The sequence below is a fragment of the Bacteriovorax sp. HI3 genome (assembly GCF_059738875.1).
The window spans coordinates 1,291,519-1,317,070 of the sequence record NZ_AP026946.1 but is presented as its reverse complement, the minus strand read 5'-3'; the positions used below and the strand labels follow the sequence as shown (position 1 = coordinate 1,317,070).

The 25,552-nt window shown below is 40.7% G+C and carries 28 protein-coding genes; 15 read left to right on the top strand and 13 right to left on the bottom strand.

Features of this window, described 5'->3' with window-relative positions:
* Positions 1–21: 21 nt before the first annotated feature.
* Positions 22–762 carry a sterol desaturase family protein gene (locus AC6JA8_RS06620; protein ID WP_497976348.1) on the top strand — a complete coding sequence of 247 codons (741 nt, stop codon included), beginning with the start codon at positions 22–24 and terminating at the stop codon, positions 760–762.
* On the opposite strand, the gene AC6JA8_RS06615 is transcribed toward AC6JA8_RS06620, so the two are convergent.
* Positions 759–2,033 carry an MFS transporter gene (locus AC6JA8_RS06615; RefSeq protein ID WP_497976347.1) on the bottom strand — a complete coding sequence of 425 codons (1,275 nt, stop codon included), beginning with the start codon at positions 2,031–2,033 and terminating at the stop codon, positions 759–761. The genes AC6JA8_RS06620 and AC6JA8_RS06615 overlap by 4 nt on opposite strands.
* 114 nt (positions 2,034–2,147) lie before the next feature.
* Here AC6JA8_RS06615 and AC6JA8_RS06610 point away from each other — a divergent pair, with 114 nt between their 5' ends.
* Complete coding sequence (locus AC6JA8_RS06610) at positions 2,148–2,549, top strand: cell envelope biogenesis protein OmpA (protein WP_497976346.1); 402 nt, start codon at positions 2,148–2,150, stop codon at positions 2,547–2,549.
* Here AC6JA8_RS06610 and AC6JA8_RS06605 read toward each other — a convergent pair.
* From AC6JA8_RS06605 to AC6JA8_RS06595, 3 genes are read right to left on the bottom strand one after another with little or no spacing between them, the layout of a single operon-like run.
* Complete coding sequence (locus AC6JA8_RS06605; protein ID WP_497976345.1) at positions 2,546–3,430, bottom strand: polysaccharide deacetylase family protein; 885 nt, start codon at positions 3,428–3,430, stop codon at positions 2,546–2,548. The two genes, AC6JA8_RS06610 and AC6JA8_RS06605, sit on opposite strands and share 4 nt — an antisense overlap.
* Positions 3,431–3,480: 50 nt before the next feature.
* Positions 3,481–4,239, bottom strand: coding sequence for a hypothetical protein (locus AC6JA8_RS06600; RefSeq protein WP_497976344.1), 759 nt, complete (start codon positions 4,237–4,239; stop codon positions 3,481–3,483).
* Position 4,240: 1 nt separating this feature from the next.
* Positions 4,241–4,930 (bottom strand): ATP-binding cassette domain-containing protein, encoded by a 690-nt coding sequence (locus AC6JA8_RS06595; RefSeq protein WP_497976343.1) that lies wholly within the window; start codon positions 4,928–4,930, stop codon positions 4,241–4,243.
* A gap of 283 nt (positions 4,931–5,213) precedes the next feature.
* Here AC6JA8_RS06595 and AC6JA8_RS06590 point away from each other — a divergent pair, with 283 nt between their 5' ends.
* On the top strand, positions 5,214–5,402 hold the full coding sequence (locus tag AC6JA8_RS06590; RefSeq protein ID WP_497976342.1) for a hypothetical protein: 189 nt from the start codon (positions 5,214–5,216) through the stop codon (positions 5,400–5,402).
* Between the two features lie 70 nt (positions 5,403–5,472).
* Here AC6JA8_RS06590 and ahpF read toward each other — a convergent pair whose 3' ends face one another.
* From ahpF to AC6JA8_RS06570, 4 genes are all read right to left on the bottom strand, one after another.
* Positions 5,473–7,032 carry an alkyl hydroperoxide reductase subunit F gene (gene ahpF, locus AC6JA8_RS06585; protein WP_497976341.1) on the bottom strand — a complete coding sequence of 520 codons (1,560 nt, stop codon included), beginning with the start codon at positions 7,030–7,032 and terminating at the stop codon, positions 5,473–5,475.
* Positions 7,033–7,121: 89 nt separating this feature from the next.
* On the bottom strand, positions 7,122–7,691 hold the full coding sequence (ahpC, locus tag AC6JA8_RS06580; protein WP_497976340.1) for an alkyl hydroperoxide reductase subunit C: 570 nt from the start codon (positions 7,689–7,691) through the stop codon (positions 7,122–7,124).
* A gap of 201 nt (positions 7,692–7,892) precedes the next feature.
* Positions 7,893–8,522, bottom strand: coding sequence for a nucleotidyltransferase family protein (locus AC6JA8_RS06575; protein WP_497976339.1), 630 nt, complete (start codon positions 8,520–8,522; stop codon positions 7,893–7,895).
* A gap of 96 nt (positions 8,523–8,618) precedes the next feature.
* Complete coding sequence (locus tag AC6JA8_RS06570; RefSeq protein ID WP_497976338.1) at positions 8,619–9,557, bottom strand: hypothetical protein; 939 nt, start codon at positions 9,555–9,557, stop codon at positions 8,619–8,621.
* Positions 9,558–9,638: 81 nt separating this feature from the next.
* Here AC6JA8_RS06570 and AC6JA8_RS06565 point away from each other — a divergent pair, with 81 nt between their 5' ends.
* Together AC6JA8_RS06565 and AC6JA8_RS06560 are read left to right on the top strand one after the other, a co-directional pair.
* Complete coding sequence (locus tag AC6JA8_RS06565) at positions 9,639–10,031, top strand: hypothetical protein (protein ID WP_497976337.1); 393 nt, start codon at positions 9,639–9,641, stop codon at positions 10,029–10,031.
* A 2-nt stretch (positions 10,032–10,033) separates the two neighbouring features.
* Positions 10,034–11,827 carry a C1 family peptidase gene (locus tag AC6JA8_RS06560; protein ID WP_497976336.1) on the top strand — a complete coding sequence of 598 codons (1,794 nt, stop codon included), beginning with the start codon at positions 10,034–10,036 and terminating at the stop codon, positions 11,825–11,827.
* Here the strand turns inward: AC6JA8_RS06560 and AC6JA8_RS06555 are convergent.
* Positions 11,808–12,647 (bottom strand): NAD(P)H-hydrate dehydratase, encoded by an 840-nt coding sequence (locus AC6JA8_RS06555; RefSeq protein WP_497976335.1) that lies wholly within the window; start codon positions 12,645–12,647, stop codon positions 11,808–11,810. The genes AC6JA8_RS06560 and AC6JA8_RS06555 overlap by 20 nt on opposite strands.
* 175 nt (positions 12,648–12,822) lie before the next feature.
* Here AC6JA8_RS06555 and AC6JA8_RS06550 point away from each other — a divergent pair, with 175 nt between their 5' ends.
* The 9 genes from AC6JA8_RS06550 (at position 12,823) to AC6JA8_RS06510 (ending at position 21,502) form a co-directional block, all read left to right on the top strand.
* On the top strand, positions 12,823–13,533 hold the full coding sequence (locus AC6JA8_RS06550) for a Crp/Fnr family transcriptional regulator (protein ID WP_497976334.1): 711 nt from the start codon (positions 12,823–12,825) through the stop codon (positions 13,531–13,533).
* A 64-nt stretch (positions 13,534–13,597) separates the two neighbouring features.
* The gene (locus tag AC6JA8_RS06545; protein ID WP_497976333.1) at positions 13,598–13,960 is read left to right on the top strand and encodes a cyclic nucleotide-binding domain-containing protein; all 363 of its coding nucleotides are present in this window, start codon (positions 13,598–13,600) and stop codon (positions 13,958–13,960) included.
* Complete coding sequence (locus tag AC6JA8_RS06540) at positions 13,960–16,317, top strand: heavy metal translocating P-type ATPase (protein WP_497976332.1); 2,358 nt, start codon at positions 13,960–13,962, stop codon at positions 16,315–16,317. Before AC6JA8_RS06545 ends, AC6JA8_RS06540 begins: the two co-directional genes overlap by 1 nt.
* Positions 16,308–16,487 carry a cbb3-type cytochrome oxidase assembly protein CcoS gene (ccoS, locus tag AC6JA8_RS06535; protein ID WP_491634594.1) on the top strand — a complete coding sequence of 60 codons (180 nt, stop codon included), beginning with the start codon at positions 16,308–16,310 and terminating at the stop codon, positions 16,485–16,487. Before AC6JA8_RS06540 ends, ccoS begins: the two co-directional genes overlap by 10 nt.
* Complete coding sequence (ccoN, locus tag AC6JA8_RS06530) at positions 16,484–18,634, top strand: cytochrome-c oxidase, cbb3-type subunit I (RefSeq protein ID WP_497976331.1); 2,151 nt, start codon at positions 16,484–16,486, stop codon at positions 18,632–18,634. The genes ccoS and ccoN overlap by 4 nt, the downstream gene beginning before the upstream one ends.
* Entirely contained in the window at positions 18,631–18,816 is a 186-nt protein-coding gene (locus tag AC6JA8_RS06525) for a cbb3-type cytochrome oxidase subunit 3 (RefSeq protein ID WP_497976330.1), read from the top strand. Before ccoN ends, AC6JA8_RS06525 begins: the two co-directional genes overlap by 4 nt.
* 1 nt (position 18,817) lies before the next feature.
* Entirely contained in the window at positions 18,818–19,405 is a 588-nt protein-coding gene (locus AC6JA8_RS06520; RefSeq protein ID WP_497976329.1) for a cbb3-type cytochrome c oxidase N-terminal domain-containing protein, read from the top strand.
* Positions 19,402–20,802, top strand: a complete 1,401-nt coding sequence (gene ccoG, locus AC6JA8_RS06515) for a cytochrome c oxidase accessory protein CcoG (RefSeq protein WP_497976328.1) — start codon at positions 19,402–19,404, stop codon at positions 20,800–20,802. The genes AC6JA8_RS06520 and ccoG overlap by 4 nt, the downstream gene beginning before the upstream one ends.
* Positions 20,783–21,502, top strand: coding sequence for a sulfite exporter TauE/SafE family protein (locus AC6JA8_RS06510; RefSeq protein WP_497976327.1), 720 nt, complete (start codon positions 20,783–20,785; stop codon positions 21,500–21,502). The genes ccoG and AC6JA8_RS06510 overlap by 20 nt, the downstream gene beginning before the upstream one ends.
* Before the next feature lie 6 nt (positions 21,503–21,508).
* Here AC6JA8_RS06510 and AC6JA8_RS06505 read toward each other — a convergent pair whose 3' ends face one another.
* Positions 21,509–21,916 (bottom strand): CBS domain-containing protein, encoded by a 408-nt coding sequence (locus tag AC6JA8_RS06505; RefSeq protein ID WP_497976326.1) that lies wholly within the window; start codon positions 21,914–21,916, stop codon positions 21,509–21,511.
* Positions 21,917–22,089: 173 nt separating this feature from the next.
* Between AC6JA8_RS06505 and AC6JA8_RS06500 the strand changes: the two genes are divergently transcribed.
* Positions 22,090–22,530, top strand: a complete 441-nt coding sequence (locus AC6JA8_RS06500; protein WP_497976325.1) for a universal stress protein — start codon at positions 22,090–22,092, stop codon at positions 22,528–22,530.
* Here AC6JA8_RS06500 and hemN read toward each other — a convergent pair whose 3' ends face one another.
* From hemN to AC6JA8_RS06485, 3 genes are all read right to left on the bottom strand, one after another.
* On the bottom strand, positions 22,531–23,901 hold the full coding sequence (gene hemN / locus AC6JA8_RS06495; protein WP_497976324.1) for an oxygen-independent coproporphyrinogen III oxidase: 1,371 nt from the start codon (positions 23,899–23,901) through the stop codon (positions 22,531–22,533).
* Positions 23,855–24,205, bottom strand: coding sequence for a high-potential iron-sulfur protein (locus tag AC6JA8_RS06490; protein WP_497976323.1), 351 nt, complete (start codon positions 24,203–24,205; stop codon positions 23,855–23,857). The genes hemN and AC6JA8_RS06490 overlap by 47 nt, the downstream gene beginning before the upstream one ends.
* 134 nt (positions 24,206–24,339) lie before the next feature.
* Positions 24,340–25,506, bottom strand: coding sequence for a mechanosensitive ion channel family protein (locus tag AC6JA8_RS06485; protein ID WP_497976322.1), 1,167 nt, complete (start codon positions 25,504–25,506; stop codon positions 24,340–24,342).
* Between the last annotated feature and the right edge of the window lie 46 nt (positions 25,507–25,552).

Genomic DNA, 25,552 nt, shown 5'->3' with positions numbered 1-25,552 from the left:
TTCTCTGCTAGACTTTAAGCTATGAATTCAGAGCATTCGCTGATCTTGAACATGGTTTTTATCACTCTAGGTGGCCTCTTTCACCTGGCCGAATACCTATGGCCTGATAGGGACCTTACTCGTAAGCAGGAATTTGCTAAAGACATTATTGCCTTTATGCTTTTGTCTCTTTGTGGAGTCCTGATCTCTACGCCGTTAATTAATTACTACCGAACTCTAGACTTAAGCATCCTCGCCCCTCTTCATGAGCTGGGGTCATTCACTAAGATTGCCTTGGCGACTTTGATCACGGATTTTTTGAATTACTGGATCCACTATTACATGCACAAGTACAGCTGGTACTGGAAGGCCCACGTTCATCACCACCGCGTAGAAAACCTTTACTGGTTTTCCGGACTCAGAGCAAGTTTCGGTCACTACGTCTCTTTTATCCTCTCACGTGTAACTGTGGGAATCGTGCTTTTTAATCTTTCAAGTGGTGAGCTTCTCTTTTATTTATCCTTTGGCCTCATCACCAACTTCTACCAACACACTAACGCCAGAATCGGTCACCGCTGGGTAGAATGGGTTCTGGTCACACCAAGAGTTCATCGCCTTCACCACGCTTCAAACGGCAGGCGCTTAAAAAACCTGGCAACGATTTTCTCTTTTTGGGATCGAATGTTTGGAACTTATATAGACCCTGAAACACACCCAGCTGATTATGAGCTGGGTGTGAAAGGTAATAAAAAATCGGAATGGAAAGAATTGATTGGTTTCTAGTTAGCTAGTTCTGGTTCTAATTCTGGAGACGTTTCAGTTTCTTTTTCTCCATCTTCAAGGAAATCCAGGTCGCGTCCGAAAGTCTCTTTCATTAAAAAGAGTGCAAGGAAAGCGAGTCCAAAAACAACCCCACCAATTAAAAGTACACTTTGAACGATAGTAAAATGCGGCTTAATAATTAAGAAAGACGTTGCAATAATCATCCCCGACCCACGGACAAAGTTTGGAACTGTTGTCGCTACCGTTGAACGAATATCTGTTCCGAATTGCTCTGCTGCCGTCGTTACAAGAACTGCCCAGTAACCAGCACATGTTCCAAGAAGGAAACATAGAAGGTAAATGAACGTGTCACTTGCACCGTGAGCATTCATGTAGATGATCATTAACGTAAGCGCTGTGGCCAGGAAGAATCCAATCGCCTTCTTTCTTGATCTCATCCATTGTGAAAGAAGACCACTTGCTAAGTCCCCTACTGCTAGACCGATTGATCCATAAATAAGAGCGTCAGCTGCAGTTACCGGAGTTTTTAAGCTTAACTCGCTTGTGACTTCAGGAGCTAACGTCATAAGAATCGCAGTAATGAAATAAATAGGAACCCCTACTAGAACTGCACTTAAATAAAGCACCGCTCTTTTTGGAGCAAAAAGAAGTTTTAGGTTTCCACGTTTAACGTTTGAATGCTTAAGTTTCTTAAACATTTCAGAGTCAAAGCTCTTAAAGCGCGCAACTAAAAGAAGAAGTCCTAGAATCCCACCAATTAAGTAAGCGTGGTTCCAAGCAAAGTATTTTCCAACCAGGGCCGCACATAAACTTCCCGTCATCCCTAGAGTGGCGATAAGAGTTGTCGCAAGACCTCTGTCTTCTTTGTTAAGTGATTCAGCAACAAGTGTAACCGCTGCACCTAACTCTCCAGCAAGACCAACACCTGCTAAAAAGCGCAGGGCCTCGTATTGCCAAACTTCAGTGACAAACGCATTAAAGATGTTTGCTAATGAATACATAAGAATTGAAGCGTATAAAACCGTGTGACGCCCTTTCTTGTCTCCAAGAACTCCCCAGAAAATACCTCCAAGAAGCATTCCCCCCATCTGCCAGTTGTAGAGCTTCACACCCACTTGAATCATTTCTTCAATAGAAGTGATTCCCAGGGCCTGCATCGAACCGACGCGGACAACACCGAAAAGAGTAATGTCGAACATGTCGACGAAATAACCTAGGGCCGAAATAATAACCGTAGGAGTCAAAATACGGGCAAAACGCGATTGCTTCATAGTAGTCTCTTGAATATTTGCAGGTAAATATTAAGCCGGCAGTCTCCTATGGGAGAGCAAAAATGACAAGTATAAATTGTTTAAGTGCGCCCTAATTTCTCTTATAATAAGAGTATGAAAACATCAAAAATCACCCTGTTACTCGCTGTCCTTTTCCTATTCACATCTTGTGCATCAAGACCAAAGCTTTATCCCAACGATACTTTAAAAACAAAAGGGAAAGTGGCTTCGGAAGCTGACATCGATCAATGTATAAAAGACGCTGAAACTTACCTGGGTTCTTCTGAAGGAAAAAAGATCGCAAAGAGCGCTGGATTTGGAGCGATGGTTGGTGGAGCAATGGGCGCAGTGGCCGGAGCTTTTACTGGTGATATTGGTGGAGGGCTTGCTCAAGGAGCTGCGATTGGTGGCGCCGGTGGAGCAGTTTCAGGCTCACTCTCACCGGATGAAATCAAACGCCGTTACGTCAATCAGTGTTTAGCGGATAAAGGCTATCATGTGATTGGTTGGGATTAAATCAGCCTGCACTCTTTCCCTTTATATGAAAACTCTTCGACTTCCTGAATCGGCAGAACTTCTACACCTGTCTGTTTAAATTTCTCCAACAACTTTGGAACAGAATCCACAGAGCGCGCGTGCACATCGTGCATAAGCACCACTCCTCCGCCCAAAGGTTTTGAAATATTAATTTTTACTTTGTAGTAAGTCCCATTTGAATTCTTTTTAAAATCGTAACCTGTTCCACCAAAAATGTTGGCCATGACATTTTGAGCGATATCATCAGGGGTCATATCAGCTAACCAATCAACGGTGTCGATGTCCCAAAAAGCGAAGTTGATACAGTTGTCGTTAAAGAGTTCTTTAGAAACATCTTTCATGACATTCATGTGGTGATAAGCGCGCGTCTTTGAACCATAAGCGCCATAAGGAAAGCGGTAATAGATTTCTCTATTGAGCGCATTTTCTTCTTCGATTAAAGTTGCCGTTGTCAGGATTGATTTTTTTAACTCTGCTCTATAGACAGCTTCCGTCTTAGTATCAGAGCTGATGTGATTGTGGTGGTGGCTGGCAACATTATGGCCTTCAGCGATCATGCGTTTTACCACAGGCAAAGTTTTTTCATTAATGTTTCCAGTTAGGATAAAGAAAGTCGCTTTGACGTCGTATTTTTTAAGCGTGTCTAAAAGCCTTGGCGTTGTCGTCGCATCGGGACCGTCGTCAAAAGTCAGGACGACTTTTTTAGTGCCTCTTAATGATTTGGTTAGATACTTCGAGAAACCAATGTCTTTGCCTGGGACATAGATCTGATCAGGGTTTGGGAATTGTTTTTCGTCGAGAGAAACTTGAGAATACGAATTAAAACTTAACAAAAGCAAAAGTGGTAATATTTTTTTCATTTTATAAGAATGAAGGAAAATATGAATGAATGGAATTAAAAATTTCTTACTTAGTCATTCACATTAACTGGATTCTTATACTCAACTACAGTCTTAACTTTCTCATTTGTAAAATGATGTCGAGTGAAAATAAAAGCCATAAAAAAGACTAATAAAATTAATGGGACATCAAACACAGGAAAAAATAGCTGTCGTTTATAATTTAAATGCTCGTTGAAAATATCGTCTTTCATTACAATTAAGCTATAATAAGAAATAATTAATAATCCCATTATTGCGATAGCTAGATAATAATAAAAAATCCCGTTTGCTTTAGAAAAGTCACTAACAAAAACAATTAGTATAATACTTAAAAATCCAACGATATAAATCCTGCCAAGCTTAATGAGAAATCTTTTTCTAAATTTTTTCAATGGACGGGTAAATAAATTTGAAGCAAGTAATAATATGATCAGCGGATAAAATGCTATCCCTTTGAGATTAACCTCTCCTTCGACAGTATCCAATATTAAGAACATCAAGAAAACGAGAGCACCAGTACAAGAGGCATGAAAGAGACTAAAAAAACTTAATTCTAATCTAGATAAAGGTAGCAGCAACACTTCCTCTCTAAGTAATAATGTCTTCTTATTTCGAAGATAATAAATCAATGTAAATAAATAAAAAGCAAAAAGACCAACAGTGTAAAAATGAGACAATTGCAAATATACAATAAGCCCTAAGGCCATATAACAAATTAAAATTGAGATATAAGAGTACTTATTGGTAGTGAGCTCTTTTCCTAAGTGCTTAAAAACAACATTTCTCATACTAGGCTATCCTTCTCTTAAAAAGACTTAAAACATCTTCCGTCTTCTCTTCAGAAATATTGCTATTTTTTATATACCAAACTCGATTTACATTATTTATTAGGTCTTCAACTATATTTGTGGCGATAATAACCGTTCTTCCATTCGCGCAACATTCTTTTAGAGCGTCATAAACATCATCTCGATTTCCAGGATCTAGAACGGCAGTTATCTCATCAAGCGCAATCAAAGAGCATTGTGTAGCTAAAGCAAAAATTAAATACGCCTTAACTTTATTGCCAGTCGACAAACTTGAAATTGCATCATTTTCATTAAGTTGAAACTTCTGAAGAAGTTGCTGTTCTATTTCCTGAGAATATTCTTCATATAGAGGTGAATAAAGTTCGTAATATTCTTTTAATTTTAAATTCGAACTTAAATTTTTTTCATGGTTAACATAAGCAATTTTACTTAAATAGAGATGCCGACTGCCAAGATCCTGAGAATTAATTCCATCAAGATAAATCATTCCTTCCGAAGGTGTTTGTAACTGTACTAACAACTTCATTAATGTAGATTTTCCCGAACCGCTCTTTCCCACAACCCCAATTATTTCCCCAGGGAAAACAGCTTGAGAAAATGAATTCAAAACATTCTTTTTTTCACCTGGATAAGCGTAAGCAAGACCTTTAATTTCAATAATAGGCTTCATGTAAATTCACCCTTGAGTTAGAACTTTCTTAGTGTAATACCTATCGGCATCCCCATAGCAAAAAAGTCTCAAGATTCGATCAATATCCTGAATTTAGGTTAGAAATAAGACTCTCTTCCTGCCCCCAATTTAAGCCAGAAGCGTTCTTAAATTGATACGCAAAGTTCCTAATTTGAAACAGTTTCAAGACCAATCCTTACTAAAGTTGTTGAAATGACAGCTAAAAAACATGGCATACCTATTGTAATACGCCCTAGCAGTAAAACTTAAAAAGGAGCACACGATGTACGGATCATCATTTCAACTAGAGCAGTCACTTCAATCAAAAACTCTGACTCATTCGAGCCATAAGGCGATCACTTCAGCAGAAAAAACGATGCTAGCGATTTTTCTGACTATCCTTTTAGCTGCTATTACAACTACTGCTTTTGCCTCTCCCAAGCCACCTCCAGGTGTCATGCGAGAAAGATAAAAAAGAAAGGCCCTCGCAAACGAGGGCCTTTTTATTGAAAAGCTCAAATGAGCTAATAGACGCGAGAGGATTACGCTAACATTTGATCTTCAAACGCGGCAAGTGCAGCTTTCGCTCCCTCGCCCATGGCAATAATGATCTGCTTATAAGGAACAGTAGTAACGTCTCCAGCGGCATAGATACCCTGAACATTTGTTCTACCTTTATTATCTACTACAATTTCACCAAACTTAGTTGTCTCTACGACATCTTTTACAAATCCTGAGTTTGGCAGAAGTCCGATCTGAACGAAAATTCCATCCAGGTCGACTTTCATCATTTCTTTTGTCTTTCTGTTTTCATATTCAAGAGCAACAACTTTTCCACCATCTCCTAGAACTTGAGATGTGCGGGCCTCAGTTACAATTGAAACGTTTGGCAGCGACTTCAGTTTATTAACTAAAACCTGGTCGGCCTTTAACGTGTCGTTAAACTCAAACAGGACAACTTCTTTTACAATACCGGCAAGATCAATAGCGGCCTCAACACCAGAGTTTCCTCCACCAACAACGGCAATCTTTTTACCTTTGTAGTAAGGTCCATCACAGTGTGGACAGAAAGCAACACCACGGCCGATATACTCTTTTTCACCTGGGATATTAAGCTCTCTCCACTTAGCACCAGTTGCAACAATCAGTGCTTTCGTTTTAATCACTTCTCCACCTTCTAAGTGAACAATTTTAAATTTTCCTTCCGAGACTACGTTTTGAACACGTCTGTGCTCTAAAACTTTAACCGGGTACTCAGCGATGTGCTGGTTAAGTTGAGCGGCAAGTTGAGGACCTTCAGTGTATTTTACACCGATTAGGTTTTCGATTCCTTTTGTATCCTGAACCTGACCTCCGATTCGCTCAGCAAGCATCGCTGTCTTTAAACCTTTACGAACAGAGTAGATCGCGGCAGATGCACCAGCAGGTCCACCACCAACAACCACCACATCATACTCGCCAAGGTCTTGGCTAATCACTTCGCCAGCTGCTTCCTGAACACCGAAAGCTTTTTCCAGTGCTGATAGCAGGTCGATTGTATTTAAGCGGCCAGAATAAATCATTTTATCGTTGACCACTACACTTGGGACCCCTTGGATACCCAGTGTTTTAATTTCTTCTTGAGTGTATTGCCCATCGATCATGGTGTGCTTAAAGTTTCCGTGAATCACGGCCATTTGATTTAAGAATTGCACGACATCCGGACAGTTTTCACATGTAAGTGAAACATAAGTTCTGACTTCAACCGGCCCTTTTAATTTTTTCATACGGTTTGAAATCGCATCATCAGGGAATTTCCCTTTATTGTCTGAGTTTAAGATCGCTAAGATCAGCGATGTGAACTCGTGTCCGCTCGGGATACCTTTAAACGTGATACCGTTTGCTTTCCCGGCGTATTCTAAATGAAACTGAGGAAAAGGTGCTTTATGATCACCTACTGCAGGCTTGGCCGTGATGTTAGTTGAAGTTCCTGCAACTTGCTCCAGCATGTTGACCAGGTCTTTTTGATCGGCGTGGTCACTTTCGCTGTAAACTAAGTCTACATTTTTTTCTAATTTGGCGAAAACTGATTTTAATTGCTCGATAATATTGTTGTCTAACATAACGTCCTCTTTAAAATTCCTTTTTATAGTTCGAGAGAAAAGAAGCGGGAGAGCATTCTCCCGCCTCTATTAAGGTAAAATCTCAATTCTTAGATTTTTCCTACTAGGTCTAGTCCTGGTTTTAATGTAGCTGCACCTGGAGTCCACTTAGCTGGACATACTTGGTTAGGGTTAGCAGCAACGTATTGAGCAGCCTGAACTTTTCTCATTAGTTCGTCAGCGTTTCTTCCGATTCCGTTGTCGTTGATTTCAGCAAGCTTGATGATCCCTTCTGGGTTCACAAGGAATGTTCCTCTGTAAGCAAGACCTTCTTCTTCAATATGAACACCGAAGAATCTTGAAAGGTGACCTGTTGGGTCTGCAAGCATTGGGTACTTGATTTTCTTGATTGTTTCAGAAGTGTCATGCCAAGCTTTGTGTGTGAATTGAGTGTCTGTAGATACAGAGTAAACTTCAACACCTAGTTTTTGGAATTCAGCGTATTTATCTGCCATGTCCCCTAGCTCAGTTGGACATACGAAAGTGAAGTCAGCTGGGTAGAAAAAGAAAATTGACCATTTTCCTTTAAGGTCGTCTTGAGTCACAGTTTTGAAGTCACCATTTACGAAAGCTTGTGCTTTGAAGTCAGTAACTTTAGTGTTGATTAATGTTGCAGCCATTTTTTTCTCCTTTTTGAATACAATGGTTATTGAACAAGAAACTAAATTCTCTTGATCATTTTACGGTGTTTTTTGAAATAGAGATAATTGATTTTAATTCTTTAGCGATAGGTCAAATCTATGGCTCTTCATTGGTAAACAGCTAAAAGCACATTCCATTTTTAGCTATTTTCGGGCATTTCAACCTTATCACTATTTCCATCAATTGTCGAGTTGCTTACTGATATGAAACTTCACTTGATCAAAGATTTGAGGAGTTTCTACTTTTATAAAAGACAACTCATCTTCCATTTCAATGCCCATGGACTCGTGTGAATGACGAGCAAATAAGTAAGCGCATCCTTCATCGTTGTCGTGATGACCTAATATTTCCATAACGAGGGACATGGATATTAAGATGGGATATCCCCTCTTGCCATTAAAAGAAGGATAGATGAGTTTAGTTCCAGGGGCCGCACTCTGAGCTGCATCGATGAGCTTGTTGTAATGCTTATATGTAAGCATGGGCTGATCTGCGTGGCAGACGGCAAAATAATCAGTCTCAGGGCTTAAATGTAAAATCCCTTCTCTAATAGATGAATGAATACCACTTTCATAATTTTCGTTATGAATAACCTTTAGAGACAATCCTCTTAATTCTTTTTCAATCATCAAATGGTCATGCCCAGTGACTGCAAGAATCTCATAAAACCTGGTGCATTCGATTTCTTCGGCGACTCTTCTTAAAAGAGTCTGATCACCAATTTTGAGTAGAAGTTTATGAGCAGGATAAGTGCGTGTGCTTTTTCCTGCACACAAAAGCAAACATGAGACTTTTACTTTATTAGACATTTGGGCCTCTCTCTTTCATCCTTAAAAATTGAAATCCAAAACATCAATTAAGGTATAGGAGGAATTAAACAAAAACCACTTATTCTTGTTTTTTTCTTAAACAAAACTGCGGATTTTTGCCAGTGCAGTTTGGCATCCCAAGCTGAATGAATGGAATCTTCCATTTTCTAAACGCATCAGCCAACGATCAATGGTGAGTGTGCGCGAGACATAAAAGAAAATAAAACCAATAGCGACTGGTCGAAGTAAGTACCAGCCCATTTGTGCGTGATCACTTTGTGAAAAATAAAGAAAAGCTGCTGTCATTGCCAATGAAATTAAAAATAATGGTCGAAACAGATCTTTAAATGCGAGCCACGCTGCATTTTTTGGCGCGACACCTTCCTGAGCAACTCGCACGCCTTTTTCACGCGCCATACGAATTAATTCTTCATCGTAATTTTTTCCATAAATCGCCTTGCCGCGTATGCGCCACGCAAGAATAGCAAGAGCACTGGCCACAAGCATTTTCGTGACGACCAGTGCGAGAAAAATATAAAGCAGACTTTCAGGTTTTAAATTATGATAAGGAAGAGTTTTTTCAAATAGGTATTCGGCCGCACTGAAGAGCTTGTCGCCAAAAAAGAGATAATAAGTCACCAGTGGTTGAATGAAAGACCATAGTGAAAGCAAGGCCATTCCAAAACAAAGTCCAATGGGGTTAACCCCCAAAGAAGCAACACCAATATTAAAAAGCAGACCTTGCATACTTAAACTAAGCATGGGCCCTAGTTTTTTTCCTGCAGGTGAAAGCGATTTTAAAACTGCTGAGACGTTAGAAATATTGTAGGCCACCCAGTTATTGTCCGGGAGCTCTTTAGATAAAATGGTGGCGCGGCAAAGAATGAATCCTTGATTAAGAGAGAGAAATACTCCGGAAAATGGAACGTGGAAAGCGTGCAACAGAGAACCCAATCCAACTTCGATGATGGAAAGTGATGCCCCATAGTCTCCAATGATTTCAACTTTCTTATTGTTGTAAATTCTCTCAGCCATATCTTAAGTTTCTCTTAATGGAATTTCTGACCTTAGCAGGTAAGTTTTCTCAATTCCTTTATAATAAATCCAGAGGTTTTTATGAAAATTATACTATTTCTCTCAATTTTTTCTCTGCAGCTGCATGCCAGTGAGCTAACCAAACAAATCTGGAGCCAGAGCGATGAACACTACCTGATGACTTATCAACCATCGAGCAAAATATTAATTTCTGAGAATTGCTTTAACGACGATGTCTCTCTTGATAAATCAAAATGTGAAGCCGCTCAAATCTTAAAAAAGAAAAAAAGTTTTGCAGCCCCCTTGCGTTCTTCAGCGGGCGGAAAAAATCCAGGAGCAGTAGTTTGCAAGGATGTTTTGAAAAAGACGATTGTGATGCTTAAAGATCAAAAAAATAATGAAAACTCTTTTTGCCGCTTTGATGATGGCTCAATGATCGCGGCCATTACACTTGGCTCATTGTTGAAGGATTAATTATGAGAACTGCACTTTTATTTTTAACCGTCTCACTCAACGTCTATGCACTTGATTGCGGTGGAATCCCTGAAGGCCAGGTTGTCCGTCTGGATCAGGGAGATGGACCTCTGGCGAAAGCCGCGGTTCAGGATCAAGACGGTGTTGGAAGTTGTTACGCCAATCAATCCTCGCTCCTTCTGCAGTCAGTGATACCTGATCACCCGAATCTCTCATACTTGAATCTCGGGCTTTACTACACTAACGACAAAACACTTGAAGAGCAACGTAACAAAGGCAACTACCTCTACACTCTTGATAAACAAACGAGCGATGGAAAGACATTGTATGAAAGCAAGTCCGCCATCAATGGAGGATTTGCCTGCAAGACAATCCAAGCAGCACTCGATAGACAAAGAGTATCAGGATTTGGGTCTTTATGTAAGGCCGAAGATGTTGCTTTAGAACATACATTTTTTAATGATAAAGGAAATTTTGAAGACTCAAGACACAAGCAGGAAATTGCGCTTACAGGCGCTTCTCGCTATATGAATAGTTATCAGAAGCATTTTGGATTCGCTTTTCAAGAAGGCTTGACAAGCATGCAGGGAAAAAGAGAAGAAGCCGACCACTTTTCCAATGCTCTTAGAAATTTCGTCAAAAATTCCAGCGATTCTTTTTTTGCTGAAAAATGTTCAAAAAAAGATGAAGATAAATTTGAGCGTTTGATCACTAACAGTATCACCCGTGCTCTTAACGCTCACCCGGAATGTATATCAAAAAACCGCATTAATTCCAGCGCAGGTCCGGCCTGCCAGGGCTTTGATAGACTGGGGTACATTTCTGTCAGTACAACCAACAATAGCAGTAAAATCAATTTTATCTTCCTGAACGAACACCGCCAGAAGATGTTTAAAGCAATGGATGGTTTTTTTGCCAACAAAGATGGTTATGAGAAATTTGAAAGTAATCTCACCACGTTTATGAAACAACTGGATAAATCCAAAACGGCTGCAACACAGAAAGACAAGTTTGCTAAAGAGATTCTTTCATCAATGAGTCCTGAAGATAAAAATGCAATGCAAATTGAATATAACCGCATTGCTCTAGGTAAATTTGATGATTGTAAATCACAAAATGTCCTCGCCTACTTTAAAGACAGAAAAGAGTTTCAAGACAAGGCCAAGGCCGATGCTGTTCTTTGTAATTACTCAGAGCTGATTGAAAGAGCTTCAGACCTCGCCGGAGTCCTTCCTGAAAAGACGTTCAGCGACATGAGTGCATTTGTCGACTTTATTACCTCTAAGGCCGGATTAAAATACGACGACGCCCTTCTTTCATTAATTGCCAAGGACTGCGCTCCTGAAAAACGTGTCACGATCCCGGAAAATTTAAAATGTGAATCAAGCCGTGTTCTTTTCGATTCTGATGATTTCACTCCAGAGGGGCCAAAAGAAAAATTTATCACGACAGTAACTCAAAATCGTCAAAAGATGTTTGCTAGTATTAAAGATAAAAAAGCTGTAGGACTGGATATCTGTACTAAGTTCTGGAATCAGCCTGAGTATGATTTCCATAAGGAGAATTCGAGCACCAAGTTCAACACATGTTCAAATACTGGTATCCATGGCTTCCATGCTATCACTATGATTGGTTATCGTTGTCAAAACAACAAACTTCAGTACCTGGCCCAAAACTCTTGGGGCCCGACGTGGAATATTCCGGGTGACCCCTACGAAATTGAAGACGGGAAAATCTGGATGGATGAAGAAAAACTTTTTAAGAACCTGGATAATATCAATTACCTTTCGCAGTAGATCTTAAACGCTTAATCGTCTGGGGAATTTGATCAATGAGATCCGTTGGCCTTAACCCCAGATGGTCATTGCCTTTTTTCTCCCAGTCTTTTGCTGCCGTCCCATGAATGAGCACTCCTAATGCCGCTGCTTCGTAGGCTTCCAATCCCTGAGCGCGAAAGGCCGCAATCATTCCCAACAACACGTCTCCGGTTCCCGCTTTTGCCAGGGCGACTGAGCCAAACGAGGCATAAGTTATTTTTCCCTTAGAGGCCAGGAGGGTTTCATAACCCTTGAGCACAATCACACATCCAAATTTCAGATGGGCCTTTTGCAAATAATGCTCTCGGTTCGTTTTGACGTCTTTAACCGGAACATGGAGCAAGCGCGCAAGTTCTCCCTCATGAGGAGTCAAAATCCATGAGGAAGGAAGTGTTTTGACTTTCATTTGAGATAAAATACTCAGAGCATCTGCATCGAGAATCACTTTCTCAGCGCCGATTTCTAAAAGGGCACGCAATAAACGGGCCTTACTCTTTTCAGTCCCAAGCCCTGGCCCCATCGCAATAACATTTCCCGAGTGTTTCTTTAAGGTCGCAAGCGAAAATTTATGAACAATGAAATCCGGGAATTTTACCCAAGGGTAATGAACTAAATCAGTCATTAAGTGGGTATAGCCGACACCACTACGCGTGCATGCCAGAGCGCTTAATAGCCCCGCCCCCATGAACTTGGCCCCCCCTGCTACAATAAGTGCCACCCCGCCGTCTGACTTGTTAGAGAGGGTTTTACGCTTTGGTATAAATTTTAGTAGGGCTTTTTGTGCTATTTTCTCTGCCATTTCTACTACTCCTACAAGAAATATACCCAATCTTTCAAGATTAGTAAGTATGTGCTTTTCCCAAATCCCTACTCAGAGAGTATAATAATATAAAAAACAAAACATGATGTATCTCATGTTTTTTTACTCATTAAATGTTAAGTTAATAGCTGATAGAACCAAGGAAAATAAAGCAATGAAAAAGGACGCTCACTCTAGCTGTGAACACTGCCCCTCAAAGAATGATGGAATCTTCTGCAATATGAATCTTGCCGAACTGGAAGATATCAGCCAGCACAAGATTACTAACAAGTACAAAAAGGGACAAACTCTTTTCGTTCAAGGTACTCACCCGTTTGGTCTCTACTGCATCAGCACAGGGAACATTAAGTTAACTCGCACAGGAATTGACGGTAAAGAATCAATCGTGCGCATAGTTCACGCCGGAGATATCCTGGGGCACCGCTCTCTTTTCACAGATGAAGACTTTGGAAAAACTGCAACTGCGATGGAAGACACAGAAGTTTGTTTTATCGACAAAAAATACATCCTCTCACTGATTGAAAAAAATCCTTCAGTGGCACTGAATATCATCAACAAACTTTCACGCGACATGGGGAATGCGGAAAATAAATTAACTTCGCTTCACCAAAAAAATGTCCGCGAGCGTTTAGCTGAACTTCTTCTCTCTCTAAAGACTACCCACGGGACTAAAGAGGGAAATAGATGGAGAATTGATTTAAAACTTACCCGCGAAGAGATGGCGACAATGATTGGAACGGCCAATGAAACACTTATTCGTTTCATGACTGAGTTCAAAGATGCCGGCATCATTGAGCAGGAAGGAAAAGTTATCTACGTTATCAATGAAGATGAATTATTAAATTGGGCCAATATTCATTATTAATATTTTTTTTCGAAAGCTGATTTAGATTATATTTTCTCTCTCTCTGCGAATGTATGATGGGCTTATGAAATTCTTAAAGCACATCGAACTAAGTAGAGATTTGATCGAAAAAATTACGGCCTATTTCCCTACTAAAGTTTACAAATCTCACTCTCATCTTTTTTATGAGGGGCAGATCCCGATCTCGGGCTATCTTGTGTTAGATGGCTCGATCCAGATTAGCAAAAAAAAGAAATTCAAAAAAATGCTTCAGAGTGGTTCATTAATTGGCGTAGCTGAGCTGATGAACAAAATCCCAAGTCCGATTAGCGCTGAAGTATTTCCCAACACTCAGGTATGTTTTTTAGATAAGTCAACTTTAATTGAGATTTACCAAAAAGCAGATTCTGATATAGTTAATTTATTAAAACAAATTGTTGAGACATAATGATGAGCGCTTGCATTCACTGCGACCAGGAAGTTATTACTGCTTACTATCACAAAGGTCACGACCAAGACGCCGGCCCATTTTGTTGTCAGGGTTGCTTAACGGTTTACAACATCATCAACTTCAAAGGTCTCTCTGAGTACTACGACATTAAAAAGAATGTCGCTCTCTTAAAAAAACGCGCTCCTGTTGAATTAAAGAATAATCACTACTCTTACCTGAACGACATTGAGTTCTTAAATGAGTACGCTTATAGAAATTTGAACAATGAACTGACAATGGAATTCTACCTTGAAGGAATCCATTGCCTGGCCTGTCTTTGGATCATTGAAAAACTTCCGGCATTTGTTCCAGGTGTTCTTTCAGCGAAACTTAACATGGGTCGCTCTGTAGCAACGATTTCAATCGACAGTACTGGAGACTTTTCTCTAGTGGCCAAAGAACTTGATGGAATCGGTTACCGCCCTCACCCGCTAAAAATAAACCAATCAACAGCTGATTTAAAAATCAAAGAAGAACGTTCAATGATTTTAAAAATCGGTATCGCTGCTGCCGCTGCCGGAAACATTATGCTTTATGCTGTGTCTCTTTATGCGGGCGCTGGACCTGAATACGAACAAGTCTTCAATGCACTGACAGTACTCTTTGCCATTCCGGTTTTAACTTACTGCGCGTTTCCGTTTTATAAAAATTCGTACATCGCTCTTAAGAACAAAACCCTTTCCATCGATGTCCCCATTTCACTCTCGCTTATTATGGGTGGAATCATGGGGATTTATAACCTGATCAACCACGTGCCGGAAAATTATTTCGATTCACTGACGGCCCTGGTCTTTCTCCTTCTTCTTTCACGTTACTTCCTGAAGTTAATTCAGGAAAAAGGTCTAAGCACAAGTGACCTGCATTTTTTCTATCAAGGTGAAAGTGTTTTAAAGGTGAATGAAAATAATCATAGTGAAGTGGTCGAAATCCACCCTAAATTCATTAAACCAAACGATCTCTTAAAAATTCTTCCAAACCAGGTTATCCCGGCCGATGGAAAAGTTATCTCAGGTGAATCTTACCTGAATAACTCTCTTCTGACTGGTGAATCAGGTCTGCAAAAAATCAAAGCACAAGATCAGGTATTCTCTGGGACAATGAATGTGAGCGGTGAGCTTATCATTGAGGTTGAGAAGGCCAATCACGAAAGTCGTCTTGGAAAAATATTAAAGAATGTAGAAACTGGTTGGGGGCAAAAGGCCCAGATCATCGATATCACAAATCAGATTTCAAAGTACTTTGCCGGTGCGGTTCTGACTCTTTCAGTTATCCTCTACTTCGTGACAGCACGCCACGGCAGTCAGAAAGAAGCGTTGGAACTTGCTCTGACTCTTCTTATCGTCACTTGCCCGTGCGCTTTAGCAATTGCAACTCCTTTAACTTTTATCCGCACTCTTTCTAAGGCGGCCCAAAAGGGAATCATCATAAAAGACGATGCCGTGATTGAAAAACTTTCACGTGCCCAAAAAATCTTTATAGATAAAACAGGAACAATCACTCAAAACCAACTTCAGGTTATGCAGATGGATATTATCAATCAAACAGCTCTTCCGGTGTTTGATATTATCCATAATCTGGAGAGAACTTCACTCCACCCTGTCGCAATATGCTTAAAAGAGTTTGTAAAATCTTCTCTTCCACGCGTGTATGATGTTTCTGATTTAAAAGAAATGCCGGGTGTAGGAGTAAGCGGACATATCAACGGACACTTTTACGAAATTAAAAATTATGGGATTTACGAGGATCATGTTCTAGTAGCGGCATTTAAGATTCAGGATGCCCTAAGACCAGATGCTCTGGCTTCATTAAATGCTCTAAGAAATGAAGGATTAAAACTACAAATTCTTTCTGGAGATAAAACAGAGCACGTAAAAGAGATCGCTTTAAAACTCGGTCTAGCTAAAGATGAATACCAGGCCGAACTTTCTCCCGAGAAAAAAAGCCAGATCATCAAGTCGACTCCCAATTCAATTATGGTTGGTGACGGTGCCAACGATGCGATCGCTCTGGCCAGTGCCGGAACAGGGATCGCGGTTTTTGGAGCGATGGACATCTCTCTTCGCGCCGCTGATGTGTACATGAATTATCCGGGGCTTTCTTCAGTTGCTGAACTTATGGTGATCTCAAAAGAAACGATGAAGGTCATCTACAGAAACCTGGTGCTTTCTATTTCTTATAATAGTGTCTCAGTCTTCCTGGCCTATACCGGACATATCTCACCGCTGGCAGCAGCGATTATTATGCCGCTTAGTTCACTGACTGTACTGATCTCAACTTTAACTGGAACTAAAACTTTAAGGAAGTTATGGAAATAATCACCTTTTTAATTCCTCTCGCTCTTTTACTTGGGGCCTTCTTCGTTGGTTCATTTATTTGGATGACGATGAAAGGTCAATACGATGACCTTGAAACACCAGGACACAGAATGCTTTTAGATGAACATAATAAAGTGTCTAATAACAACACCCACAAGGGAGAACTATGAACGCGCACGCATCCACTCGAACTGGGAAGCTCGAGTACTTTTCCTACGATGATCAGATAGTACGTCTATTTGTCATCGCGACTGTTATCTGGGGGGCAGTAGCTCTGCTTCTTGGTGTAACTATCGCCTTTCAGCTTGCTGATTGGCACGTTAACCTTGGTCTTCAATGGACCACTTTCGGACGACTTCGTCCACTCCACACAAACGCTGCGATCTTCGCGTTTTGTGGTAACGCCATCTTTGCCGGGATCTACTACTCTCATCAAAGATTATTAAAGGCGAGACTGTTTAACGACACACTTTCCAGAATCCACTTCTGGGGATGGCAGCTCATCATCATTTCAGCTGCACTCACTCTTCCATTCGGGATCACAACTGGAAAAGAATACGCCGAACTTGAGTGGCCAATTGATATTGCCATCACGGTTATCTGGGTTGTCTTTGCGGTTAACTTTTTTGGAACAATCATCAGAAGAAGAGAGCGCCACATTTATGTAGCAATCTGGTTTTATATCGCAACGATTATCACTGTTGCTGTTCTTCACATCATCAACTCGCTTGAAATCCCGGTTTCAATTGGTAAATCTTATTCACTGTATGCCGGTGTTCAGGATGCTCTTGTTCAATGGTGGTACGGACACAACGCGGTTGCCTTTTTCTTAACAACTCCGTTCTTGGGTTTAATGTATTACTATGTTCCTAAAGCGGCCAACCGTCCGGTGTACTCTTACCGACTGTCTATTATCCACTTTTGGTCTCTGGTTTTCATCTACATTTGGGCGGGACCTCACCACCTTCTTTATACAACACTTCCGGAATGGGCACAGACTCTGGGGATGGTATTCTCAGTTGCACTTTGGGCACCAAGCTGGGGTGGTATGATCAACGGTCTTTTAACTCTTAGAGGAGTTTGGGACAAAGTTCGTACAGACCCGGTTCTAAAATTCATGGCGCTTGCCCTTACTTTCTACGGGATGTCGACTTTTGAAGGACCACTACTTTCAATTAAATCTGTAAACTCTATCGCCCACTTCACTGACTGGATTCCTGGACACGTTCACGCCGGAACAATTGGATGGAACTATCTCTTAACTGCAGGTGTCCTATACTTCCTTGTTCCAAGATTATGGAATGCTGAAATTTACTCAAAACGCTTAGCAACGATCCAATTCTGGACAGCTACTATCGGTATTATCCTCTACATCGTCTCAATGTGGATTGCCGGTATCAGCCAGTCACTAATGTGGAGAGCAATCGATGCTTCTGGAAAACTCGTTTATCCAAACTTCATTGAATCTGTTGTAAAAATTGTTCCAATGTATTGGGTTAGAGCAATTGGTGGAACATTCGTACTCGTCTCGTTTGTTCTCATGATCTATAACTTATACAAAACAGCAAAATCGGGATCAGTTGGCAAAGAAGAAGTTTACGAGGCGTACGCTCTTGATGACTCTTCTATCGAACACACTGCTACTCCTCACAGAAAACTGGAAGGATGGCCGATGATTTTCGCGGTTCTTTCTCTGGTTGCGATCCTTGTTGGGACAGCGATTGAAATTGTTCCAGCGGTTTTATCTAAACAATACATCACAAAACTTGATGTAGTTAAACCATACACTCCGCTTGAACTTCTTGGACGTGATATTTATATCCGTGAAGGTTGTTACCTATGTCACTCGCAAACTGTTCGTCCGATGGCCCACGAAGTTCTTCGTTATGGTAAAGCTTCTGAAGCTGCTGAATTCGTCTACGATCACCCATTCCAATGGGGTTCTAAGAGAACTGGACCGGATCTTGCTCGCGTTGGTGGAAAATACCCAAATATGTGGCACTACCGTCACATGTGGGATCCTCGTGAAGTAACGGCCGGATCAATCATGCCTCGTTACACTTGGCTGTTTGACCAGAAAACTGATTACGGATCACTTCCAAAGAAAATGCAAGTTATGCAGACTCTGGGTGTTCCATACTCTCAGGCAGAAATCGACGCTTCTGTGGCCAATGCCCAAACTCAGGCCCAGTCAATCCGCGACAACTTAGTTGAAGCTGGTGTGCCTGAAAAAGTTCTGGATAAAGAAATCATCCCACTGATTGCTTACCTACAACGCATTGGTGTGGATTACGGTAAATCGGAGGTTCAACAATGAAACAGGACGCTCTAAGTAGTTTTGATATGCCATGGTTGCCAATCACAGGACTTATTATCTTCGTGGTTTGTTTTGCGGCCTACACATACTGGACTTATAAAAAAGACAATAAAGGAATGTACGACCAGGCTTCAATGATCCCTCTGGAAGACGGAGTCACTGAAATGAGAAGAGGACACTAATATGAAACAAGAAACTAAACTTCATGTCGAAGAAAATGAAAAACATCTTCTCTTAGACCACGACTATGATGGAATTCAGGAATTAAACCACCCGCTTCCATCGTGGTGGTCCGCTACTTTCTGGGGCGGTATTGTGTTTGCCATCTGTTACTTTACATACTATCAATTAATGGGAGGACCTTCCCTGAGAGATGAATTCAAAAAAGATTACGCGGTTATCGCTGCGGCACAAGAAGAATTCAAAAGACAGGAATCGACTTTCAACCCGGAAGTGTATGCGAAATTCAACACTCCAGATGGAATTAAAAAAGGCGAAGAAGTCTTCACTAATAACTGTGTGGCCTGTCACCTTGAAAAAGGTAAAGGAGACATTGGTCCGAACTTAACTGATGAGTATTGGCTATGGGCCAAAGGGACTCCTGAGACAATCTATCCCGTGGTTTTCCACGGAGTTGTTGAAAACGGTATGCCTAACTGGTCAGAGGTTTTAAGCCGCGACGAAATTTATCAGGTCGTCGCTTACGTTCAGACTCTGCACCACACTCATCAAGCTGGTGGTAAAGCACCACAAGGAAATAAGGTCGAATGAGCAAGAACCGCTTTGAACTGGACAGTGAGCGCTTAGGCACTGTTGATGAACACGGAAACCGGGTGTACCTACACCCGGAGGACGTTAAAGGAATCTGGAAGGACAGAAGAGATATTGTCTATTGGATTTTAATTGGACTCTATCTCGTCTTGCCCTGGATATACATCAACAAGAAGCCTGCGCTCTTGATTGACATTATCAACCGTGAATTTACATTTATGGGGTCAACTTTTTTCGGAGTTGACCCCATTTTGTTTTTTCTTATCATCATTTCTTCCATCTTTTTTATCGCTTTCATGACCAGTTTATTCGGTCGCGTCTGGTGCGGCTGGGGATGCCCGCAGACGGTTTTTATTTCCAGCTTATTTTTAAAGGTTGAATCCTTCATCGAAGGCTCGGCCAGAGAAAGAAGAGCGCTGGATGAAGCACCGATGTCGGCAGAGAAGTTTTTTAAAAAAGCGCTGAAATGGATTATCTTTGCAGTTATCTCTCTTCACATTGCCCATACATTCATCGGCTACTTTATTGGCCCGCGCGAATTGTTTCATATGACAATGGGCTCCCCGCTTGAGCATTTCGGGATCTTTTCTGCGACAATGATCATTACAACAATTTTCCTTTTAGACTTTGGATGGTTTAGAGAACAATTCTGTATCATCGCTTGCCCTTACGGAAGAATGCAATCAGTAATCATGGATGAAAACTCCCTGGTTATTGCCTATGATAAAAAGCGTGGTGAGCCAAGAAGAGGAACTCCCGGCATTCTTCGTGAAAACGAAGGTGACTGTATCAACTGCTACAACTGTGTAAAAGTATGCCCGACTGGTATTGATATCAGACGTGGGACTCAGCTGGAGTGTATCGCTTGCACAAACTGTATTGATGCCTGCGATGAAATCATGATCAAGATGAAGAGACCAACCGGTCTGATTCGTTATGGCTCTGAAAATGAACTTAATGGAGTGCCAAGAAAAACTATCACTCCAAGGTCTATGATTTATGCGGCCATCTCTCTTCTTTTTGTCGGGATTTTTATCCTCTTTATCAATAAGAGCACTGATCTGCAGATTCTTTTCCTTCGAGGCAGTGAAACATTCACTTATATTGATCAGACAGTCACTAACCGCTTTACCGTTAAATTCAACCATCAAGGTGGTGCAGATTATAAAGTGGTTTTAAAAGTGCATGATCCGGCCATGCAGGATAAAATTAAGATTATTACTCCAGTCTCTCCTATTGACCTGGTAAGCTTTGAAAAGAAAGTTATTGTCTTCTTCAAGTTTCCACCAACTCTACTAGAGAGCGGGACTAAGAAAATTAATATTGATATTGTTGATCATAGTTCAGGAAACATCATTGCGACTAAGGAGGTTGTACTTGTCGGCCCTGTCCATTGATATTCAACATTTTTTTCCCTGGGTATCATTCCTTGCAGGTCTTGGCGGAAGCCTTCACTGCGTAGGCATGTGCGGAGGCCTTGTCACTGCAAGCTGTGACAAGGAAAAAGACATCTATCGCTACCAGACAGGCAGACTTTTAGGTTATATGGCCATTGGTCTTTTTGCCGGCTTCTTAGGAAGCTTCGTTAAATTTGAAGGCAACTCTCCTCTATTATCTCTTCTCCCAGGATTATTCCTGGGAGTCCTTTTCCTCTTTTGGGGAATTCAATCTTTCAGGGGGAAAAAAGCAGAGTTACCAATGCCAAAATTCATGGGGACCTTCTATGGAATCCTATGGAGAAAACTTGTCTTTAAAAATAAAGGATTCTCTAAGGCGTTCTTCACTGGAATGATTTCTATTTTCCTTCCCTGTGGCCTGCTTTATGGAATCGCTTTAGGAACAATGGCCCTTGGCCACCCACTTCTTTCTTTAGTCTCAATGATTTTCTTTTGGATAGGAACTCTCCCGGCAATGGTCGTTGCCCCTGGCCTATTTCAAAAAATCCTGAGCCCTTTTAAGAGTAAACTCCCAAAGACTTATGCCGTGACTTTGATCCTGATTGGAATTATGACTGTCGGTGTGCGAGTCGTGAAATTTAATGAAGCGACTGCGGCCGATCAGCAGGGAAAGGCCGCAAGTCAAATGATGTGCCATTAAGAATGATTATTTAAGACGAGTTTGCATTAGATCCGCCATGGCATTAAGCGCATCCACCCAAGTAAAAATCCCAACAAGTTTTTTATTATCTTGAACGAGGACACTTCCAATTTTTTGCGAGGCCATCACATCACACACTTCGGCCAGCTCAGTTTCTGCTGAAACAATATAAGGCTCAACAGTCATGGCATCTTTTACTTTTTGAGTCGCCAGGTCTGTGCCTCTGATCCCTTGAATAAAATCGATATCACGGGCCGAAATCACGCCTAAAATACTTCCATCATTTACGACTGGAAGATGTCTGATGTTAAGTTCGCTCATAATACTTTTAGCTGACTGTAAAGACTCCTGGCTTCCGATTGTGACGGGAGTTGTTGTCATGTAGCGCTGAATCTGTGGAATTTTTTTTGTCATATGTTCCTCCTTCTAGTTGTTTTTATTCTACAACTTATAAACAGAGACAAACCTGACAAAAAGCTTTCAAAAAGATGATCTTCGTCACATGAAAAAGAAAACAAAAGATGAACAATAAAACAAATGTCATTTTCTTTTATCTATACCAGAATAAAAGAATACAGGAGGATTCTATGAAAAATTATGTTCTCTGTGCCTCACTCGAAGAAGATAGTATTAAAACACTGGGAAAACTTAAACGCGACCTGGACCTCTCAGATGCCAAGGTTCACTTCGTGACAGTGATTGAAATTCAAGTTTACAACTCTGAACTAAGCGCTTTTGTTTACCCTGTTGAATCACAGTATGCTGAAATTGAATCAAGTGCTGTGGCCATTCAGAAAAACCTGGCAAAAACTCTCGGAGTTCCAGAAGCTCAGGCAACTTTTAAATGCTTTTTTGATCATAGTCCGGAAGCAAGAGTGAAGGACTATTTGGACAAAGTGAATGCAGATTTAGTTGTAACAGCAACACGAGGAAGACACGGTATTGCCGGATTCTTCTCCAGTTCTTTTACTGACTTTCTTTGTAAGTATTCACCATGTGATATTTTAGTTCTAAGACCATCTAAGTAATTAGATGGTCTGGCTGAATTTATCTTTTGGCATTTTCTCTCTGAAATAAAAATCGAAAGTCATGGCCACATTGCGGATGAACTTTTTTCCTTCAGGGAGAACTTGGATTTTATTGTCTTTGATAATGAGAAGGCCATCGCGCTGAAACTCTTCCAACTCTTTTAAGATTTCATTTAAATGTGGAGTGTTTTCTTTAATCTCTCCCTCATCTTTACACATTAAAGTTAAAATGATTTCCTGGGCACAAAGATCTGCGTTTTCATGCACGTGTCCGTTCATCATCGCAAGTTTCCCTGCCTGAATTTTCATTTCATATTCATTAAAGCCTTTTTCATTCTGCATGAAACTAAGTGATGAATCTGAAATTGATGAAGGGCCAAGTCCTAAAAGAATTTTTGATTTCTTATCCACATAACCCATAAAGTTTCTATGGAGCCTGTTTTCTACTTTTGCCTGATAAAGGAAATTATTAGGAAGAGCAAAATGATCCATTCCCACATCTTCATAACCATCAAAGGCCAGAAGCTCCTTGCCTTTTTCATATAAAGCATGCTTCATTTGGGCATCAGGAAGCTCTTCTGTTTTAATCAAACGTTGGTTTTTTAATTTTTCCGGCAAATGAGCATAGCTGTAGTAAGCAATTAGATCTGGTTTTAATTTTCTAATCAGCTCAAACGTTCCAGTAATGGTTTCTACTGTTTGTCTTGGAAGGCCATAAATGACATCGAAATTGATAGAATCAATTCCACGTGCCCTTAATTCATTAACCAGGTTTTCGACCAGCTCAAAAGACTGCTTGCGGTTGATTGCTGCTTGTACATTGCTGTCGAAATCCTGAATGCCTAATGAAACACGGCCAATGCCATTTTTCTTAAAACAGTTCAGATGTTCTAAGTTAGTTGTTCTTGGGTCGATCTCAATTGACCCTATAAAAGAAGGACTTCTTCTTTCAGTCAGTCCCTGGATAAGTCTTTCTAAATTTTCTGCCGATAAAAATGTCGGCGTTCCTCCACCAAAGTGCAGAGAGTTGATCACTGGAGTAAAGCCCAGTCGTGTTTTATACATGTCCCATTCTTTGAGAATAAGATCCACATACTTTTCTTCATTATTGTGATTTTTGGTAATGATACGGTTGCAGCCGCAGTAGTAACAAAGCTTTTCACAAAAGGGGACGTGCACATAAAGGTCCATCCCCTCTTTATCGCTGTAGATGGTTTTTAAATGACCAATCCACATTGCTTCATCGGGCGCCCCTTTCCAGAATGGTACCGGCGGATAACTAGTGTATCTGGGACCGGGGCGATTGTATTTTTGTAAGAGTTCGTTATGCTTTTTTTGCATAAGATTTACACCATCCACAAGTAGAAACATATTTCATTCCCATCATTGTACAAGGAGCATATCCTCCCTCAGCTTTAGCGGCATTGAAGAACTTACAGTTTCCACAATCCATTCCCGCTTTATACTTGGCGTTTTTTGAAGTTTTAGCGTCTGCAACGTACTCTAAACCTTTCCCCATTCCCTCTGTCCCAGAAGCGATTGACTTGCCTGCAGGTGGACCCTTAGGACAGCTGTCAGCAGCTAGCGACTTAGTTGCCTTCAGTGCAAATGGGACGATTGTCGCTGCGGCGACTGCCATTTGAAAGAAGGATCTTCTCGTCAATTTGTCTTCCATAAATTTCTCCAAAATGTTTCTATGTAAGCCCATAATAGAGCTTTTGCGCTCAAGAACCATGATTCATATCAGTTTATGAAGAATAATTTAAGTGCAGCAAATTGAGGCAGAGATGCCCTTTGTAAGAACCGACGCTAAAGCACAGGTGTTGTGTCTTTAGGCTGGTTTCTAAGCACTGTAAAGCCTGGAGACATAATCTCGACTTTATTCTCTGAAAAGACCTGCTGAAGGTTTTGGTGAAGCTCAGAATAAGCGCCGGGAATCTTATCCTCATGCCCGGTAAAGGCATTGAGCTGATAAGATATATGGTAATCATTTAGGGCCGTCTGAAGAACAAAAGGCTTTCTATCCTTGGAAATAAGCGGAGATCTTTCCGCCGCTTCAATCATCATCTGATGAACTTTAGGCCATGGAGTATCATAGCCAATAGTTATCGTCGTATAAAGAATCAGGTCTTTCGACTGCGCTTGAGTTGTATAGTTTGTTACTTGAGAACTTAAAATTTGAGTATTGGGAATAGTGATCTCTTCATTTTTATAGGTCATCACCTTAGTCACAATCAAACCTTTTTCTATCACTCTCCCCATCGAATCACCAATCTTTACATAGTCGCCAATTTTAAAGGCACGCATGTAACTAATCATTACTCCCGCAATGATATTGGCAATAGCAGATGATGAGCCCAGGGAAATCATTAGACCGACAAAAACAGAGACCCCTTCAAGTGCCTTGGTGCCGGCCCCCGGCAAATAAGGGTAGATAATCACCAGAGCAAACATACAAATAAAAAAGCGCAGGAGTTGAAAAGTCGTATTTCCCCATTCTGCATAGAAGCCATCAATAACCAGTTCGCCTCTTTCAATTTTCAAGAAAATGAACTTGAGAAACTTTACAATTGCTCTTGTGATAAAAATGACAAATGCGATGAAGAAAACGTTTGGTATAAAATTAAGAAGACTATCTCCCACTTGCCACAGATTTTTTTGCACAGAACTCATCAAAGTAACTGCGTAATCGTGAGTTGTTGGCAACTCCTGAAGGATGTATGGAATAGAAATATAGAGCGCAGATAAAATTAAAACCCATTGAAGGACTCTAACCGTATTGGCCAAAGTTTTGGCCATCATATCGACTGAAATGATTTCATTATTTTTAAAATGTACAGGTTTTAACCAGGCCAGCTGCTTTTTTGTCAGCAGACGAAGAATAAACTGACAGCAATAGAAAATGGCAAAGATGATCGCAACTGAGATCCCTAAATTGACTAAGGCCTTGATGTGGAAAGTATAGTTATTGAACATACGATTAAAGTTTAGAAGAGATGATTTATCTCAGTCAACTTTAATT

Excerpts from the sequence above, each read along its gene's own strand:
- ahpC (WP_497976340.1), bottom strand. The coding sequence starts at position 7,691 with ATGGCTGCAACATTAATCAACACTAAAGTTACTGACTTCAAAGCACAA.
- AC6JA8_RS06500 (WP_497976325.1), top strand. The coding sequence starts at position 22,090 with ATGAAAAATTATGTTCTCTGTGCCTCACTCGAAGAAGATAGTATTAAA.
- AC6JA8_RS06545 (WP_497976333.1), top strand. The coding sequence starts at position 13,598 with ATGAAATTCTTAAAGCACATCGAACTAAGTAGAGATTTGATCGAAAAA.
- AC6JA8_RS06550 (WP_497976334.1), top strand. The coding sequence starts at position 12,823 with ATGAAAAAGGACGCTCACTCTAGCTGTGAACACTGCCCCTCAAAGAAT.
- AC6JA8_RS06505 (WP_497976326.1), bottom strand. The coding sequence starts at position 21,916 with ATGACAAAAAAAATTCCACAGATTCAGCGCTACATGACAACAACTCCC.
- AC6JA8_RS06485 (WP_497976322.1), bottom strand. The coding sequence starts at position 25,506 with ATGTTCAATAACTATACTTTCCACATCAAGGCCTTAGTCAATTTAGGG.
- ccoN (WP_497976331.1), top strand. The coding sequence starts at position 16,484 with ATGAACGCGCACGCATCCACTCGAACTGGGAAGCTCGAGTACTTTTCC.
- AC6JA8_RS06520 (WP_497976329.1), top strand. The coding sequence starts at position 18,818 with ATGAAACAAGAAACTAAACTTCATGTCGAAGAAAATGAAAAACATCTT.
- AC6JA8_RS06610 (WP_497976346.1), top strand. The coding sequence starts at position 2,148 with ATGAAAACATCAAAAATCACCCTGTTACTCGCTGTCCTTTTCCTATTC.
- AC6JA8_RS06620 (WP_497976348.1), top strand. The coding sequence starts at position 22 with ATGAATTCAGAGCATTCGCTGATCTTGAACATGGTTTTTATCACTCTA.
- AC6JA8_RS06600 (WP_497976344.1), bottom strand. The coding sequence starts at position 4,239 with ATGAGAAATGTTGTTTTTAAGCACTTAGGAAAAGAGCTCACTACCAAT.
- AC6JA8_RS06490 (WP_497976323.1), bottom strand. The coding sequence starts at position 24,205 with ATGGAAGACAAATTGACGAGAAGATCCTTCTTTCAAATGGCAGTCGCC.
- AC6JA8_RS06570 (WP_497976338.1), bottom strand. The coding sequence starts at position 9,557 with ATGGCTGAGAGAATTTACAACAATAAGAAAGTTGAAATCATTGGAGAC.
- AC6JA8_RS06565 (WP_497976337.1), top strand. The coding sequence starts at position 9,639 with ATGAAAATTATACTATTTCTCTCAATTTTTTCTCTGCAGCTGCATGCC.
- AC6JA8_RS06615 (WP_497976347.1), bottom strand. The coding sequence starts at position 2,033 with ATGAAGCAATCGCGTTTTGCCCGTATTTTGACTCCTACGGTTATTATT.
- hemN (WP_497976324.1), bottom strand. The coding sequence starts at position 23,901 with ATGTTTCTACTTGTGGATGGTGTAAATCTTATGCAAAAAAAGCATAAC.
- AC6JA8_RS06560 (WP_497976336.1), top strand. The coding sequence starts at position 10,034 with ATGAGAACTGCACTTTTATTTTTAACCGTCTCACTCAACGTCTATGCA.
- AC6JA8_RS06525 (WP_497976330.1), top strand. The coding sequence starts at position 18,631 with ATGAAACAGGACGCTCTAAGTAGTTTTGATATGCCATGGTTGCCAATC.
- AC6JA8_RS06590 (WP_497976342.1), top strand. The coding sequence starts at position 5,214 with ATGTACGGATCATCATTTCAACTAGAGCAGTCACTTCAATCAAAAACT.
- AC6JA8_RS06540 (WP_497976332.1), top strand. The coding sequence starts at position 13,960 with ATGATGAGCGCTTGCATTCACTGCGACCAGGAAGTTATTACTGCTTAC.
- ahpF (WP_497976341.1), bottom strand. The coding sequence starts at position 7,032 with ATGTTAGACAACAATATTATCGAGCAATTAAAATCAGTTTTCGCCAAA.
- AC6JA8_RS06605 (WP_497976345.1), bottom strand. The coding sequence starts at position 3,430 with ATGAAAAAAATATTACCACTTTTGCTTTTGTTAAGTTTTAATTCGTAT.
- AC6JA8_RS06575 (WP_497976339.1), bottom strand. The coding sequence starts at position 8,522 with ATGTCTAATAAAGTAAAAGTCTCATGTTTGCTTTTGTGTGCAGGAAAA.
- ccoS (WP_491634594.1), top strand. The coding sequence starts at position 16,308 with ATGGAAATAATCACCTTTTTAATTCCTCTCGCTCTTTTACTTGGGGCC.
- ccoG (WP_497976328.1), top strand. The coding sequence starts at position 19,402 with ATGAGCAAGAACCGCTTTGAACTGGACAGTGAGCGCTTAGGCACTGTT.
- AC6JA8_RS06555 (WP_497976335.1), bottom strand. The coding sequence starts at position 12,647 with ATGGCAGAGAAAATAGCACAAAAAGCCCTACTAAAATTTATACCAAAG.
- AC6JA8_RS06595 (WP_497976343.1), bottom strand. The coding sequence starts at position 4,930 with ATGAAGCCTATTATTGAAATTAAAGGTCTTGCTTACGCTTATCCAGGT.